The sequence below is a fragment of the Pseudomonas sp. NFACC32-1 genome (assembly GCF_900101215.1).
Lineage (GTDB): Bacteria > Pseudomonadota > Gammaproteobacteria > Pseudomonadales > Pseudomonadaceae > Aquipseudomonas.
On the sequence record NZ_FMUL01000015.1, the window covers coordinates 33,503 to 49,529 of the forward strand.

Genomic DNA, 16,027 nt, shown 5'->3' on the forward strand with positions numbered 1-16,027 from the left:
GGTGAGCAGGCTTTGATCAGCCGTGGTATTGCGCCGACAACTCATGCACGGCGCGCAGGAAAGCACCGGCGTGTTCCGGATCGACTTCCGGGGTGATGCCGTGACCCAGGTTGAATACGTGGCCGCTGCCCTTACCGTAGCTGGCCAGGATTCGACCAACCTCGGCACGAATGGCTTCAGGCTTGGCGTAGAGGACGGTCGGGTCCATGTTGCCTTGCAGGGCCACCTTGTCACCGACCCGCGCACGGGCGTTGCCGATATCGCAGGTCCAGTCCAGGCCCAGGGCATCGGCGCCCGCGTCGGCGATACTCTCCAGCCACAGGCCGCCATTCTTGGTGAACAGGATCACCGGTACCTGGCGCCCTTCATGTTCGCGAATCAGGCCGCTGACGATCTTGCGCATATAGGCCAGGGAGAACTCCTGGTAGGCCGCCGCCGACAGGTTGCCGCCCCAGGTGTCGAAGATCTGCACCGCCTGCGCCCCGGCCATGATCTGGCCATTGAGGTAGGAGGTGACCGACTGCGCCAGCTTGTCCAGCAGCAGGTGCATGGCTTGCGGGTTGTCGTAGAGCATCGCCTTGGTCTTGCGGAAGTCCTTGGACGAACCGCCTTCGACCATGTAGGTCGCCAGGGTCCAGGGGCTGCCGGAAAAACCGATCAACGGCACGCGACCGTTGAGCTCGCGGCGAATGGTGCTGACCGCATCCATGACGTAGCCCAGGTCCTTTTGCGGATCCGGGATCGGCAATGCCTCGATGTCGGCCAGGGAGCTGACGACCTTCTTGAAGCGTGGGCCTTCGCCGGTCTCGAAATACAGACCCTGGCCCATGGCGTCGGGGATGGTGAGGATGTCGGAGAACAGGATCGCCGCATCCAGCTGCGGGTAACGATCCAGGGGCTGCAGCGTGACCTCGCAAGCGAATTGCGGGTTCATGCACAGGCTCATGAAATCGCCGGCCTTGGCGCGGCTGGCGCGGTACTCCGGCAGATAGCGACCGGCCTGGCGCATCATCCACACAGGGGTGACGTCTACGGGTTGCTTGAGCAGGGCGCGAAGGAAACGATCGTTCTTCAGGGCAGTCATGTCGGCATCCGGAAAAAAAGTGCGGGCATTTTCTCAGAGCGCGACGCAAAAGGCACGGCAAGAGCCGTGCCTTTTATCTATCGGGGCAATTTGTCGCGGTGTCATGCAATGTTCAGCAACACCAAAAAACAATTGTGGGAGCGAGCTTGCTCGCGATGAGGGCATCACATTCAACATGTTCGTTGACTGATCCACCGTTATCGCGAGCAAGCTCGCTCCCACATCTGATCGCACTCCAGCGTTAGGAAGTGATCAGACCCCCAGGTAATCCAGGATCCCTTCCGCCGCGTTGCGGCCTTCGAAGATCGCCGTCACCACCAGGTCGGAGCCTCGTACCATATCGCCGCCGGCGAAGATCTTCGGGTTGCTGGTCTGGTGCTTGTACTGGCCCTGCTCCGGAGCCACCACACGGCCCTGGCTGTCGGTCTGGATGCTGAACTGCTCGAACCATGGCGCCGGGCTCGGACGGAAACCGAAGGCGATGACCACGGCGTCGGCCGGGATGATCTCTTCGGAACCCGGGATCGGCTCGGGACTGCGACGACCACGGGCGTCTGGCTCGCCCAGACGGGTCTCGACCACCTTCACGCCTTCGACCTTGTCTTCACCGACAATGGCGATCGGCTGGCGGTTGTAGAGGAACTTCACCCCTTCTTCCTTGGCGTTCTTCACCTCTTTGCGCGAGCCGGGCATGTTGGCCTCGTCACGACGATAGGCACAGGTCACCGACTTGGCGCCCTGGCGGATCGAAGTCCGGTTGCAGTCCATCGCCGTGTCGCCACCGCCGAGCACCACGACCTTCTTGCCCTTCATGTCGACGAAATCTTCCGGCGACTTTTCAAAGCCCAGGTTGCGGTTGACGTTGGCGATCAGGAAATCCAGGGCGTCGTATACGCCGGGCAGGTCTTCGCCGGCAAAGCCACCCTTCATGTAGGTGTAGGTGCCCATGCCCATGAACACGGCATCGTATTCTTCGAGCAGTTGCTCCATGGTCACGTCCTTGCCCACCTCGGTGTTCAGGCGGAACTCGATGCCCATGCCGGTGAAGACTTCGCGACGATTGCTCAGCACGGTCTTTTCCAGCTTGAACTCGGGGATGCCAAAGGTCAGCAGGCCACCGATCTCCGGGTTCTTGTCGAATACCACCGGGGTCACGCCGCCTCGCACCAGCACGTCGGCACAGCCCAGGCCCGCCGGGCCGGCACCGATGATGGCGACCCGCTTGCCGGTCGGCTTGACCTTGGACATGTCCGGGCGCCAACCCATGGCGAACGCGGTGTCGGTGATGTACTTCTCCACCGAACCGATGGTCACCGCGCCGAAACCGTCGTTCAAGGTGCAGGCACCTTCACACAGGCGGTCCTGCGGGCACACCCGGCCACAGACTTCCGGCAGGGTGTTGGTCTGGTGGGACAGTTCGGCGGCCTGGAGGATGTTGCCCTCGGCCACCAGCTTCAACCAGTTGGGAATGAAGTTGTGCACCGGGCACTTCCATTCGCAGTACGGGTTACCGCACCCCAGGCAGCGGTGGGCCTGGTCGGCCGACTGCTGGGGTTTGAAGGGCTCGTAGATTTCCACGAACTCTTTCTTGCGTTGACGCAACAGTTTCTTCTTCGGATCCTTGCGCCCGACATCGATGAACTGGAAGTCGTTACTCAGACGTTCAGCCATTGTTAAAACCTCATCAAACTCTTCAGGCGCATATCACTGCGGGTTGGCACGGGTGCTGGAAAGCAACGACTTCAGGTTGGCAGCCTTGGGCTTGACCAGCCAGAAACGGCGGACGTAGTCATCGAGGTTCTCGGCGAGCTCACGCCCCCACTCGCTGTGGGTTTCCTCGACATACTCGTCCAGCACGCGTTGCAGATGGCTGCGGTAGGCTTCCATCGCCTCGCCGCTGATCCGCTGGATTTCCACCAGTTCGTGGTTGACCCGGTCAACGAAGGTGTTGTCCTGGTCGAGCACGTAGGCGAAACCGCCGGTCATGCCAGAGCCAAAGTTGTAACCGGTCTTGCCCAGCACACAGACGAAACCACCGGTCATGTATTCGCAGCAGTGATCGCCGGTCCCCTCCACCACGGTGTGGGCCCCGGAGTTGCGCACGGCGAAACGCTCGCCCGCGGTACCGGCGGCGAACAGCTTGCCGCCAGTGGCGCCGTACAGGCAGGTGTTGCCGATGATGGCACTGTCCTGGGTGCGATAGGCGCTGCCCTTGGGCGGAACGATGACCAGCTTGCCGCCGGTCATACCCTTGCCGACGTAGTCGTTGGCATCGCCTTCCAGGTACATGTTCAGGCCGCCGGCGTTCCAGACGCCGAAGCTCTGGCCAGCGGTGCCCTTGAAGCGGAATGTGATCGGCGCCTGGGCCATGCCCTGGTTGCCATGGCGGCGGGCGATCTCGCCGGAGATCCGCGCACCGATGGAGCGATCGCAGTTGCAGATGTCCAGTTCGAACTCCGCGCCGCTCAGGTCGTTGATCGCCGAAGTGGCCATGTCGACCATCTTCTCGGCCAGCTCGCCCTTGTCGAACGGCGGGTTGCGGTCCACCTGGCAGAACTGCGGCTTGTCCGCCGGAATGTGGTCGCTGCCCAGCAACGGGGTCAGGTCCAGGTGATGCTGCTTGGCGGTCTGGCCTTCGAGCACTTCCAGCAGGTCGGTACGGCCGATCAGCTCTTCGAGCGAGCGCACGCCCAGCTTGGCCAGCCACTCACGGGTTTCCTCGGCCACGTAGGTGAAGAAGTTCACCACCATGTCGACGGTGCCGATGTAGTGGTCCTTGCGCAGCTTCTCGTTCTGGGTCGCCACGCCGGTGGCGCAGTTGTTCAGGTGGCAGATGCGCAGGTACTTGCAGCCCAGCGCGATCATCGGCGCGGTACCGAAGCCGAAGCTCTCGGCACCGAGGATGGCGGCCTTGATCACGTCCAGGCCGGTTTTCAGGCCACCGTCGGTCTGCACCCGGACCTTGCCGCGCAAGTCGTTGCCGCGCAGGGTCTGGTGGGTTTCGGCCAGGCCCAGTTCCCACGGCGCACCGGCATACTTGATCGAAGTCAGCGGCGACGCACCGGTGCCGCCGTCATAGCCGGAGATGGTGATCAGATCGGCATAGGCCTTGGCCACACCGGCGGCAATGGTGCCGACGCCGGCCTCCGCCACCAGTTTCACCGAAACCAGCGCCTTGGGGTTCACCTGCTTGAGGTCGAAGATCAGTTGCGACAGGTCTTCGATCGAGTAGATGTCGTGATGCGGCGGCGGCGAGATGAGGGTCACGCCGGGCACGGCATAACGCAGCTTGGCGATCAGACCGTTGACCTTGCCGCCAGGCAGCTGGCCGCCTTCACCGGGCTTGGCGCCCTGGGCGACCTTGATCTGCAGTACCTCGGCATTGACCAGGTATTCCGGTGTGACACCGAAACGACCGGTGGCCACCTGCTTGATTTTCGAGCTCTTGATGGTGCCGTAGCGCGCGGGATCTTCGCCGCCCTCACCGGAGTTGGAACGCGCACCGAGGCGGTTCATGGCTTCGGCCAGTGCTTCGTGGGCTTCCGGGGACAGGGCGCCGAGGGAAATACCGGCGGAATCGAAGCGCTTGAGCACCGACTCCAGGGGTTCCACTTCGCTGAGGTCCAGCGGCGTGTCGAGGGTCTTGACCTTGAGCAGGTCACGGATCATCGACACCGGACGGTTGTCCACCAGCGACGTGTATTCCTTGAACTTGGCGTAGTCGCCCTGCTGCACGGCGGCCTGCAGGGTATTGACCACATCCGGGTTGTAGGCATGGTATTCGCCGCCGTGGACGAACTTCAGCAGGCCACCTTGCTGGATCGGCTTGCGCGGGCTCCAGGCTTCGGCGGCCAGGGCTTTCTGCTCGGCTTCGATGTCGACGAAACGCGCACCCTTGATGCGGCTCGGCACGCCACGGAAGCTCAACTCGCACACTTCTTCGGACAGGCCGATGGCCTCGAACAGTTGCGCACCGCGGTAGGACGCAATGGTGGAGATGCCCATCTTCGACAGGATCTTGAGCAGGCCCTTGGTGATGCCCTTGCGGTAGTTCTTGAATACCTCGTAGAGGTCGCCCAGCACTTCACCGGTACGAATCAGGTCGCCCAGCACTTCGTAGGCCAGGAACGGGTAGACCGCCGAGGCACCGAAACCGATGAGCACCGCGAAGTGATGCGGGTCGCGGGCGGTGGCGGTTTCCACGAGGATGTTGGAATCGCAGCGCAAGCCTTTTTCGGTCAGGCGATGGTGCACCGCACCCGTGGCCAGCGAAGCATGGATCGGCAGCTTGCCGGGCATGATGTGCCTGTCGCTGAGCACGATCTGAGTACGACCGGCGCGCACGGCTTCTTCAGCCTGGTCGGCGACATTGCGGATGGCCGCTTCCAGGCCGACGCTCTCGTCGTAGTTCAGGTCGATGACCTGGCGCTGGAAGCCCGGGCGATCGAGGTTGGTCAGCGAGCGCCACTTGGCCGGGGAAATGACCGGCGAGCTGAGGATCACCCGTGAGGCGTGCTCCGGGGACTCCTGGAAGATATTGCGCTCGGCGCCCAGGCAGATTTCCAGGGACATCACGATCGCTTCACGCAGCGGGTCGATCGGCGGGTTGGTGACCTGGGCGAACTGCTGGCGGAAATAGTCGTACGGCGTGCGCACGCGTTGCGACAGCACCGCCATCGGCGTGTCGTCGCCCATGGAACCGACCGCTTCGTAGCCCTGCTCGCCCAGTGGGCGCAGCACCTGGTCACGCTCCTCGAAGGTGACCTGGTACATCTTCATGTACTGCTTGAGCTGGTCGACATCGTAGAAAGCCGAGCCGTGGTCGTTGTCTTCCATGGTCGCCTGGATGCGCAGGGCATTCTTGCGCAGCCATTGCTTGTATGGATGACGGGACTTGAGACGGTTGTCGATGGCGTCGGTGTCGAGGATCTGGCCGGTCTCGACATCCACGGCGAAGATCTGGCCCGGGCCCACGCGGCCCTTGGCGATGACGTCCTCGGGCTGGTAGTTCCAGACGCCGATTTCCGATGCCAGGGTGATGAAACCGTTGGTGGTGGTGACCCAGCGCGCTGGACGCAGACCGTTACGATCCAGCAGGCAAACGGCGTAGCGACCGTCGGTCATGACGATCCCCGCCGGGCCGTCCCACGGCTCCATGTGCATGGAGTTGTATTCGTAGAAGGCACGCAGGTCCGGATCCATGGTCTCGACGTTCTGCCAGGCCGGCGGCACAAGCATGCGTACGCCACGGAACAGGTCGATACCACCGGTCACCATCAGCTCCAGCATGTTGTCCATGCTCGAGGAGTCCGACCCCACGCGGTTGACCAACGGGCCAAGCTCTTCGAGGTCCGGCATCAGGTCGTTGGCGAACTTGGTGCGACGGGCCAGGGCCCAGTTGCGGTTGCCGGTGATGGTGTTGATCTCGCCGTTATGGGCGAGGAAGCGGAATGGCTGGGCCAGCGGCCATTTCGGCAAGGTGTTGGTGGAGTAGCGCTGGTGAAACACGCAGATGGCGGTTTTCAGGCGCTCGTCGCTCAGGTCCGGATAAAACGCGGCGAGGTCCGCCGGCATCATCAGGCCTTTATAAATGATGGTCTTGTTGGAGAAGCTGCAGATGTAGTGGTCGGTGTCGGCAGCGTTGGCCACGGACGAACGACGACGGGAACTGAACAGCTTGATCGCCATTTCCTGGTCGCTCAGGCCTTCACCAGCGATGAACACCTGTTCGATCAGCGGGAGGCGCTCCAGGGCCAGGCGGCCGAGGACGCTGGTGTCGATCGGCACTTTGCGCCAGCCAACCAGTTGCAGGCCAGCGGCCAGGATCTCGCGGTTCATGTTCTCGCGAGCGGCCTGCGCCTTCACCGGGTCCTGATTGAAGAACACCATGCCCACCGCGTACTGCTTGGGCAGGGTCACGCCAAATGTTTCCTGGGCAACGGCGCGCAGGAACTCGTCAGGCTTCTGGATCAGCAAGCCGCAACCGTCACCGGTCTTGCCGTCGGCGTTGATCCCACCGCGGTGGGTCATGCAGGTCAGGGCCTCAATGGCGGTTTGCAAAAGGGTATGGCTAGGCTCGCCCTGCATATGGGCTATCAGGCCAAAACCGCAGTTATCCTTGAATTCATCTGGTTGGTACAGACCTGCTTTCATAGACACTTTCTCACCAGGCTGCCTCTTGCCGAGGCAAATTTCTTTTCAATTCAACCAGTTGCATTTCGCGCCGAACGTACGCCGGCTTTGCGGGGGCAAAAGGGAGGTCATTGTACATGCCGACACAGACGCTCACAAATTTGACGACGAACTGTCGCAAATCCATGTCGCATTTGTGAAAGGTTTAAAGCTATATGCTGTGCTAGTCAAAACTTTTTTGGGTTCGACCGCTACGACTCAAACGCTACTGTGACGCAGACACCGCAAGGCGCGCGGCCTGAAAGGTCGCCCGCCCCTGCGGAAATGTTGAGGTTGCCGGGAGAGGCGGCCTGGGTAAGGCCGCCGAATCTTCAGCGAGTTGCAGCCAGTTCCTGTTGGACGCTGGCGACAGTGCGAGGCCAAGGTTTACCAGCCTGAACCTTCGCTGGCAAGGCCTTGATGGCGGAAACGGCCGCATCGCGGCTGGCAAAGCTGCCGTAGGTGATGACATACAGCGGCTTGCCGTTGAGCACCTTCTTGAAATAACGATACTCGCCGCCCTGCTCCTTGACGAAGTTCTGGGCGGCCGCCTCGGAGCTGGTACCGAGGATCTGCACCACGTAGTTGCCTGGTGCCTGGCCGGCGTACCAGCTGCCACCCGTGGCCTTGGCCGTGGTAGTGGCAGGCTTGGCGGCCGGCGCAGGTGCCGGCTTGGCCACCGGTGCTGGCGTCGGCGCGGGCTTGGCGGTAGCGACCTGGGCTGGGGCAGGCGTCGGCTTGGCGGCTGGAGCCGGTGCCGGTGTCGGGGTTGGTGCCGGACCTGCCGGCACACCGACGGGCGGTGCCGTGGTGGTCACGGTTGGCGGCGTATCGCTGCTGTCGTCGATCGGAGGCGCCGAGCCGTCATCACCCTCAGTGATACCGCCGGCCGCTTCGGCCAGGGGACCGCGCATGACCGGTTGCGACTGGCCGACCAACGGCAGCGGCATCGGCTGGGTATTGCCGGCGAACTCCACCGCTGGCGCGCCGCCGTTGGGTTGCGGCGTGCCCTGGCCAAGGGGCAGTTGCGCCTGTTCGTTTGCCGGTGTGCCCGTGGAGGGCGCCTTGTTGCGACCCGGCATCAGCCACGCGGCGGCAATGGCGACCACGACCACGGCGGAAATCGCCAATACGTGCTTCTTCGGCATGTTGAACCCCATACTAGGACGCTTCACCGCTGAGCGGCTGGCAATCATGATTTCGATCAAGGCATCGCGGGCGACCTGATTGATGTTGCCAGGCCAGCCGTCGGAGCTTTCGTGAATCTCAGAGATCTGATCGGCGGTGAAAAGTTCGATACCCCGGCCGGCTCCTTCAAGACGCTGGGCCAGGTATTCGCGGGTTTCTTCCTCGGTGTAGGGTGCCAGCTCGATGATGTGGAACCGCTCTTCCTCGAGCTGCAACTGCTCCAGACCGGCAATCAGCGACGACTCGCCGAAGAGGAACACATGAGGGCGACCTTCCGGCGCACCGGCAGCCAGTTCCAGCAGCACTTCGAGGGCCGATTCGTCGAGCTGCTCGGCGTCATCCACCAGCAGGTAGACCTCCTGACCGGTCAACGCCAGCTGAACGATCTGCTCGAGAATCGCGCCGATTTCAGCCTGGGCGACATTCAGCGCCTGGGCCACCTGGCGCAACACACCCGCTGCGTCGCCGGCACCACGGGCCGAGACCACCACGCTTTGCACCGACTGCTTGTTGGTGCTGGCCACCAGGGCCTGGCGCAGCAGAGTCTTGCCGCTGCCCTGGGGACCGGTGACCACCAGCAGCAACTGGCTGTAGCGCGCCAGGTGATGCAATTGCCCAAGCACCGGCTTGCGCTGGGCCGGGAAGAACTTGAAGCCGGGGACCCGAGGAGCGAAAGGGTCGTGACTCAACTGGAAATGGCCGAGGAAAGCCTCGTCGGCATGCAAACTAGTCATCGGAATCTTATTAACCTTTAAGCTGAGCCAGGGCGCGATAATCCGCTCCCAGCGTGGCCTGTAGAACCTCTTTCGGATAATCGTCGGTCACTACCGCTTCGCCCATGCGGCGCAGCAGCACCAGGCGCAGGCGACCGTCGATCACTTTCTTGTCGATAGCCATGTGTTCGAGGAAATCGGCCTCGGTCATTTCCTCCGGCGGCACCACCGGCAGCCCGGCCCGCTGGAACAGGCGAATGCCACGATCACGCTCCTCCTGGCTGATCCAGCCCAGGCGCGCGGACATTTCCAGGGCCATGACCGTGCCGGCCGCGACCGCCTCGCCATGCAGCCAGACACCATAGCCCATATGGGTCTCGATGGCGTGACCAAAAGTGTGGCCCAGATTGAGCGTGGCGCGCACACCCGACTCCCGCTCATCGGCGCCTACCACGGCGGCCTTGGCGGCGCAGGAGCGCTCGATGGCGTAGGTCAGGGCGGCCTGGTCCAGGGCCCGCAAGCGGTCGACATTCTCCTCGAGCCAGCCCAGGAACGGCTCGTCGCAGATCAACCCGTACTTGATGACCTCCGCCAGCCCGGCGGACAGCTCGCGAGCCGGCAGGGTCTTGAGGGTAGCGGTATCGATCAGCACCACGTTGGGCTGATAGAACGCACCGACCATGTTCTTGCCCAGGGGATGGTTGATCCCGGTCTTGCCACCCACCGACGAGTCGACCTGCGACAACAGCGTGGTGGGGATCTGGATGAAGTCGACGCCGCGCTGGTAACAAGCGGCGGCAAAACCGGCCATGTCGCCGATTACGCCACCGCCCAGGGCAACCACCGTGGTACGGCGGTCATGCCGTGCGGTCAGCAGGCCGTCGAAAATGAGTTGCAGGGTTTCCCAGTTCTTGAAGGCTTCGCCGTCGGGCAACACCACGGAAATGACCGAAAAAGCCGACAGGCTGCGGGTCAGACGCTCCAGATACAGAGGCGCGACGGTTTCATTGGAAATGATCGCCACTTGCCGCCCTGCGATGTGCGGCGCCAGCAGTTCGGGCTGGTCCAGCAAGCCTTCGCCAATATGAATCGGGTAGCTGCGCTCGCCCAGGTCGACCTTAAGTGTCTGCATGTGTCCCCACAGTGAAGATGGAATCAGGCGTCCTGCCTGCGATTAACAAAAGTGCCCAACGGGGTTAAATCCCCTCGCTACAGGTCCCGGTGCTGGCCATGACACCACGGGATGGTCATCCGCCGCGCCCCAGGCGGGCCATGACGGGACGTCGAGGATAGCGCATTTCGCCAGGCGCATTAACGGGGAGGCAATTGCTGCAGACGTTCGAGAATGTCCAGCACCACCATTCGTGGTGGCCGCTCGTCGGTTTCCACCACCAGATCGGCGATCTCGCGATACAGCGGATCGCGCAACTCCAGCAAGTCCCGCAGGGTCTTGGCCGGATCGGCAGTGCGCAACAATGGACGGTTGCGATCCCGGGCGGTACGACCGACCTGCTGCTCCACGGAAGCATGCAGATAGACCACTCGTCCGCCAGCGTGCAGCGCCTGTCGATTGGCCTCGCGCATCACTGCGCCGCCACCGGTGGCCAGCACCACGCCGTCGAATGCGCAGAGCTCGGCGATCATCGCCTGCTCGCGATCACGAAAGCCGGGTTCGCCTTCCTTGTCGAAGATCCATGGGATATTGGCACCCGTGCGCAATTCAATTTCCTTGTCGGAATCTTTGAACGGCAGGCGCAGCTCTTTGGCCAGCAAACGGCCGATGGTGCTTTTTCCAGCCCCCATCGGCCCAACAAGAATCAAATTTCGCACAGAATCAACGACTCACAGCAATCGCCTGGTTGTTCATGATACGCGGAGTGAGGAATACCAGCAGCTCGGATTTTTTCTCCGAAACCACATCACGCCGGAAAAGGCGGCCAAGATACGGCACATCGCCAAGAAATGGCACCTTATCTACGACCTTGCTCTGAGTATTTGAGAAAACGCCGCCAATCACAATGGTCTCGCCATCGTTGACCAGCACCTTGGCATTGACCTCGTTTTTCTTGATGGGCGGTACTTCCTGCACCTTGTTCAGGTAATCCGGCTCGTCCTTGGTGACCTTGACCTCCATGATGATGCGATTGTCCGGGGTGATCTGCGGCGTCACCTCCAGCGACAGCGAGGCCTCCTTGAAGGACACCGAGGTCGCCCCGCTGGAACTGGCTTCCTGGTAAGGGATTTCCGTGCCCTTGAGGATTTTCGCCGTCTCCTTGTCGGAGGTCACCACCTTGGGCTGAGAGACGATTTCCCCGTTTCCGGTCTTCTCCATGGCGGTCAGTTCCAGGTCCAGCAGGACATTGTCGGTGATGAACGCGATGCCGATTCCCGATGTGTTGCCCGACGCGCCCATGTCCACGAACGGCTGGTTGGTGCTGGTGCTGCCCGGTGTGCCGATGGTGGTGGAGTCCCCGGTGCTGACCCCGGAAGCGTTCCAGTTACCCTTGTTCTGTATCGAACCACCCCAGCGCACCCCCAGGCTCTTGTCGTAATCGACGTTGGCCTCGACGATACGTGCCTCGATCATCACCTGGCGCACCGGGATATCCAGCTGGGCGACGATCCGTCGCAGTTCATCGAGCCGGTCCTGGGTCTGGTAGGCGATGATGTTGTTGGTTCGCTCATCGACCGTGATGGTGCCGCGCTCATCGGCCTTGGCCTCGGCGCTGGTCACCGACTGGAACAGCTTGGCGATGTCCGCCGCCTTGGCGTAGTTGACCTGCAGCAGTTCACGCCGCAATGGCGCCAGGTCGGCGATCTGCTTCTGGGACTCCAGCTCCTGGCGCTCGCGCGCGGCGATTTCATCGGCCGGAGCCACCAGCAACACGTTGCCGACCTTGCGCTTGTCCAGCCCCTTGGTCTTGAGCACCAGGTCCAGGGCCTGGTCCCATGGCACATTCTGCAAGCGCAGGGTAATTGCGCCCTGCACCGTGTCGCTGGCCACCAGGTTCAGGTTGGTGAAATCGGCGATCAACTGCAGGACCGAACGCACTTCGATGTCCTGGAAGTTGAGGGACAGCTTCTCGCCACTGTAGGCGGCCCGATCGCTATTGCGTTTCTGCAGGTCTTCGACGGTCATGGGCCGGACGCTGACGGTCAGCCGGTTATCGGTCTGGTAGGTGGAGTAATCGAAGGTACCACCGGGCTCGATACTGACGGTGGCCTGGTCCGAACCGGCGCTGGCATTGACGAACTGCACCGGGGTGGCGAAGTCCTTGACGTCCAGGCGCACCCGCAGCGGTTCCGGCAGTTGGGTCCTGGCAAAGGTGAGGATGATCTTGCCTTCGCGCTCCTGGATGTCCGGAGCGATGGAAGGGTCCGACAGATCGATCACGACATTGCCCTCGCCCTGGGTTCCTCGCTGGAAATCCACGCCGCGAATGGCCCTGCCCGTCGGCGCCCTGGCCCTCGCCGGCGCAGGACTGGCGGCACCGAGGGGCGACGCCTGGGCCGTGGTCCTGGGGGTCGCGCCCTTGCCGATCACCACGAACAGGCTGTTGCCCTCGACCCGGGCGTCATACGGCGCCAGCTGGGTGAGGCCGATGATCAGCCGCGTACGATCCCCCGCCTCGACCACGGTGGCGCTGCGCGCATTGCCGCCCCCCAGGTCATGGGTCTTGCGGGCCAGCTGGCTGGTGACCCCGGGCAAGTCCAGGGCAATCCGGGCCGGCTGCTCGGTGGTATAGCCGCGAGGCGTCGGTGGCGGCCCGTCGAAGGACAGCTTCAACTCGACTCGGTCTCCCGGCAACGCCGCGACATCCAGGGCCTTGAGGCTGGCCGCATGGGCCATCGGCGACATCAGCGCTATCCATAGCGAAATACCGAGGGCTGTCAAAATCCTGTTCATTGTTGGGATTCCACTAATGAGTGCTCTTTCAAAGGAATGGTCCGTGGTCGCTCCAGCCACGTCCCCTCGCCGTCAGGTACGATTTCCACCACATCGACCTGAGTGGCACTGATGGCGACGATCCGCCCGTCGTTGCGTCCAAGGTAGTCACCGACCTTGAGCCGATGCACCCCGCCCGCGCCACGCAGCAGCGCGAAGGAACCACTGGCGTTGGCAATCGTGCCGACCATTTCGAACTGTTCGATATTGAAGCCTTCCAGGTATTGCTTGGTCCGGTTGGGGTCGGGCCGCACATTGCGCGAGCCCTGCTGCCGACCGGCCTGGTCCACCGGGACCTGCCGGGAAAACGGACTGCGCAGGTTGGCGGCGCTGTAGGTAAAGGTCTCATAGGGCCTGAATACCGGCATCGGCTCGATCTTGCCGGGCGGGCGCAAGCGGACCTCGTTCATATAGGCGTCCAGGTCGTCGAAGCCATCGCCGCCGTTGCAGCCCGCCAGCACGACCAGGCCCGCCAGCAGGCCGGCGCAGCGAAACGACCTCATGGCTGCTCCTCCTGCTCGTTGTAGCGATAGGTCTTGGCCTGGATGCTCATGCGCAGCTTCGATCCGCCGTTGGGCTCCAGGGGGGCAATCTCGAAATCGTGCAGCGTGACGATGCGGGGCAACCCGGCGACACCGCTGACGAAGGTCGCCAGGTCATGGTAGCCGCCGGTCACGGTGATCTGGATCGGCAGTTCGATGTAGAACGGCTGGGTGGCTTCGGGGAGCAGCTTGATCTCCTCGAACTCCAGGCCACTGCCCAGGCCGGTTCGGGTGATGTCCTCCAGCAGTCCGGGGACCTCGGTGTCGCTGGGCAATTGGCGCAACAACACGCCGAAGGACTCCTCCATCTGCTTCATCTGTTCGGTGTAGCGCTCCAGGTTCGCGGCCATGTGGGCCTTGCCCGCGAACTGCGCCTTGAGGGTACTTTCCTCCCCGCGCACCTGCTGCAGCTGATCCTCCAGGTCGCTGAGGGCAAAGTTGTAGCCCAGGCCCAGGACCAGGATCACCAGCAGGACACCGGCCAGCCATTTGACCGGCATGGGCCAGGAGCCCAGGTTATTGGTGTCCAGGTCGCTGATATCGATCTTGCGCAGCGCGTCGAACCACTCCGCCGGTCTCATTGGGCCTCCTCGATGTCAGCCGGACGGGTCTGGCGTACCGTCAACTGGAACACATTGGCCTGGTCGAGCTGGCCGGCCGTGGTGGCCTTGACCTCCGTCAGGCTGGGAGCATCGAACAGGTCCGATGAGTCCAGGTTGCGCATCAGGTCCGAGACCCGGTTGTTCGACTCGGCGGCCCCCTTGATGGACAGCGTGTGGTCTTCCATCGTCACTTCGGTGAAATACACCCCGTCGGGCAAGGTGCGCACCAACTGGTCGAAGATGCGCCCGCTGACCGGCCGGTTGCCCTGCAAGTCCTGGATGATGCGCATGCGCTCCAGCAACTGCTGGCGACGGGCTTTCAGCTCGCTGATCTGCTTGATGCGCTCATCCAGTTCCGCGATCTGCTGCGAGAGGTGATTGTTACGGGCCAGCTGGTAATCGATGGCGCTGTTGAGGTACTGGACCGCAATCAGTATCACGCCTACCGCGCCGACGAGCGCTCCGGTCAAGGCCAGCAGAAAGCGTTTGCGGCGCTCTTCGCGAAGCTCTTCGCGCCAGGGAAGCAGGTTGATCCGCGCCATCAGTCGAAGCTCCTGAGGGCCAGCCCGCAGGCAATCATCAGTGCCGGCGCATCACTGGCCAGGGCACCGGCATTGACCCGGCTGCCCAGGGCCATGTTGGTAAACGGGTTGGCCACCTGGGTCGGCGTGCCCAGGCGCTGTTCGATCAGCCGGTCCAGCCCCGTGACCGACGCCGTGCCACCGGCCAGCAGGATGTGGTCCACCGCGCTGTACTGGCCCGACGCGAAGAAAAACTGCAGGGAGCGCGACACCTGCTGCACCAACGCTTCGCGAAAGGGCTGCAACACTTCGCCGGAATAGTCGTCCGGCAGGCCACCCTGCTTCTTTGCCAGCCCGGCCTGCTCGAACGTCAGGCCGTAGCGACGCTGGATCTCCTCGGTCAGCTGGCGACCGCCGAACAATTGCTCACGGGTATAGATGATGCGGCCGTTGTGCAGCACGCTCAGGGTGGTCATGGTGGCGCCGATGTCGATCACCGCTACCGTGAGCCGTTCCTGGGACGCGGCCAGTTGCGTGGCCAGCAGGCCGAAGGCGCGCTCCAGGGCGTAGGCCTCGACATCCACTACCCGCGCCGTCAGCCCGGCCAGCGCCAGGGCGGCCTCGCGGACTTCGACGTTCTCCTTGCGACAGGCGGCCAGCAGCACTTCGACCCGCTCGGCGCTGCGCGGCGAGACGCCCAGGACTTCGAAATCGATGGCCACCTCATCCAAGGGATAGGGAATGTACTGGTCCGCCTCGATCTTGAGCTGGTTCTCCATGTCGTCGTCGGACAGCCCGGCGTCCATCTCGATGGTCTTGGTGATCACGGCGGACCCCGCCACGGCCACGGCGACATTGCGCAAGGGTGTCCTGGCCTTGGCCACTACCCGCGACAGCGCCTGGCCCACCCCTTCGAGCTCGACGATGTTCTTCTCGACCACGGCGTTGGCCGGAAGCGGTTCGACCGCGTAGGATTCGACACGGTACCGGTCGCCCTGGCGACTCAACTCGAGCAGCTTCACCGACGTGGAGCTGATATCTATCCCCAGAAGCGCATGGGCTTTTTTATTGAAGAGTCGTAGCACTACCAATTCCCTATGACTATCCGTGAGTTACGGACTCTCTAATACGCATTGCGTTCAATCACGCCGGTCCGACGGATGTCCGGATGGCGTTTGCACCGCGAAAAAATGCTTATAATGCGCAGCGTTTTTTTCGCTTTGTTGCTCGCATGGGTCCTTCCCTGCACCTGACGCCTTT

The 16,027-nt window shown here is 62.8% G+C and carries 11 protein-coding genes; all 11 read right to left on the minus strand.

All coding sequences use genetic code 11. The annotated features are described in order from the left end of the window. Positions 1 to 16: 16 nt before the first annotated feature. The 11 genes from hemE to BLP99_RS20845 all read right to left on the minus strand — a co-directional run bounded on the left by hemE (position 17) and on the right by BLP99_RS20845 (position 15,852). On the minus strand, positions 17 to 1,084 hold the full coding sequence (gene hemE / locus BLP99_RS20790; RefSeq protein WP_072397990.1) for a uroporphyrinogen decarboxylase: 1,068 nt from the start codon (positions 1,082 to 1,084) through the stop codon (positions 17 to 19). A gap of 252 nt (positions 1,085 to 1,336) precedes the next feature. Further along, entirely contained in the window at positions 1,337 to 2,755 is a 1,419-nt protein-coding gene (locus BLP99_RS20795; RefSeq protein WP_047225960.1) for an FAD-dependent oxidoreductase, read from the minus strand. 33 nt (positions 2,756 to 2,788) lie between these two features. After that, positions 2,789 to 7,237, minus strand: coding sequence for a glutamate synthase large subunit (gene gltB / locus BLP99_RS20800; RefSeq protein WP_072397989.1), 4,449 nt, complete (start codon positions 7,235 to 7,237; stop codon positions 2,789 to 2,791). A 350-nt stretch (positions 7,238 to 7,587) separates the two neighbouring features. After that, entirely contained in the window at positions 7,588 to 9,177 is a 1,590-nt protein-coding gene (locus BLP99_RS20810) for an AAA family ATPase (protein ID WP_072431660.1), read from the minus strand. Positions 9,178 to 9,187: 10 nt separating this feature from the next. Next, positions 9,188 to 10,288 carry a 3-dehydroquinate synthase gene (gene aroB, locus BLP99_RS20815; protein WP_072459090.1) on the minus strand — a complete coding sequence of 367 codons (1,101 nt, stop codon included), beginning with the start codon at positions 10,286 to 10,288 and terminating at the stop codon, positions 9,188 to 9,190. A 179-nt stretch (positions 10,289 to 10,467) separates the two neighbouring features. Further along, positions 10,468 to 10,986 (minus strand): shikimate kinase AroK, encoded by a 519-nt coding sequence (gene aroK / locus BLP99_RS20820; protein ID WP_072397986.1) that lies wholly within the window; start codon positions 10,984 to 10,986, stop codon positions 10,468 to 10,470. Positions 10,987 to 10,990: 4 nt separating this feature from the next. After that, positions 10,991 to 13,063 carry a type IV pilus secretin PilQ gene (pilQ, locus tag BLP99_RS20825; RefSeq protein ID WP_092181614.1) on the minus strand — a complete coding sequence of 691 codons (2,073 nt, stop codon included), beginning with the start codon at positions 13,061 to 13,063 and terminating at the stop codon, positions 10,991 to 10,993. After that, entirely contained in the window at positions 13,060 to 13,605 is a 546-nt protein-coding gene (locus BLP99_RS20830; protein ID WP_072397984.1) for a pilus assembly protein PilP, read from the minus strand. Before BLP99_RS20830 ends, pilQ begins: the two co-directional genes overlap by 4 nt. After that, the gene (pilO, locus tag BLP99_RS20835) at positions 13,602 to 14,225 is read right to left on the minus strand and encodes a type 4a pilus biogenesis protein PilO (protein ID WP_072397983.1); all 624 of its coding nucleotides are present in this window, start codon (positions 14,223 to 14,225) and stop codon (positions 13,602 to 13,604) included. Before pilO ends, BLP99_RS20830 begins: the two co-directional genes overlap by 4 nt. Continuing rightward, positions 14,222 to 14,788, minus strand: a complete 567-nt coding sequence (locus BLP99_RS20840; RefSeq protein ID WP_072397982.1) for a PilN domain-containing protein — start codon at positions 14,786 to 14,788, stop codon at positions 14,222 to 14,224. The genes pilO and BLP99_RS20840 overlap by 4 nt, the downstream gene beginning before the upstream one ends. Beyond that, a complete protein-coding gene (locus tag BLP99_RS20845; RefSeq protein ID WP_092181617.1) occupies positions 14,788 to 15,852 on the minus strand; it encodes a pilus assembly protein PilM in 1,065 nt (354 codons plus the stop codon). The genes BLP99_RS20840 and BLP99_RS20845 overlap by 1 nt, the downstream gene beginning before the upstream one ends. Between the last annotated feature and the right edge of the window lie 175 nt (positions 15,853 to 16,027).

Excerpts from the sequence above, each read along its gene's own strand:
- pilO (WP_072397983.1), bottom strand. The coding sequence starts at position 14,225 with ATGAGACCGGCGGAGTGGTTCGACGCGCTGCGCAAGATCGATATCAGC.
- gltB (WP_072397989.1), bottom strand. The coding sequence starts at position 7,237 with ATGAAAGCAGGTCTGTACCAACCAGATGAATTCAAGGATAACTGCGGT.
- pilQ (WP_092181614.1), bottom strand. The coding sequence starts at position 13,063 with ATGAACAGGATTTTGACAGCCCTCGGTATTTCGCTATGGATAGCGCTG.
- aroB (WP_072459090.1), bottom strand. The coding sequence starts at position 10,288 with ATGCAGACACTTAAGGTCGACCTGGGCGAGCGCAGCTACCCGATTCAT.
- BLP99_RS20840 (WP_072397982.1), bottom strand. The coding sequence starts at position 14,788 with ATGGCGCGGATCAACCTGCTTCCCTGGCGCGAAGAGCTTCGCGAAGAG.
- hemE (WP_072397990.1), bottom strand. The coding sequence starts at position 1,084 with ATGACTGCCCTGAAGAACGATCGTTTCCTTCGCGCCCTGCTCAAGCAA.
- BLP99_RS20810 (WP_072431660.1), bottom strand. The coding sequence starts at position 9,177 with ATGACTAGTTTGCATGCCGACGAGGCTTTCCTCGGCCATTTCCAGTTG.
- BLP99_RS20830 (WP_072397984.1), bottom strand. The coding sequence starts at position 13,605 with ATGAGGTCGTTTCGCTGCGCCGGCCTGCTGGCGGGCCTGGTCGTGCTG.
- BLP99_RS20795 (WP_047225960.1), bottom strand. The coding sequence starts at position 2,755 with ATGGCTGAACGTCTGAGTAACGACTTCCAGTTCATCGATGTCGGGCGC.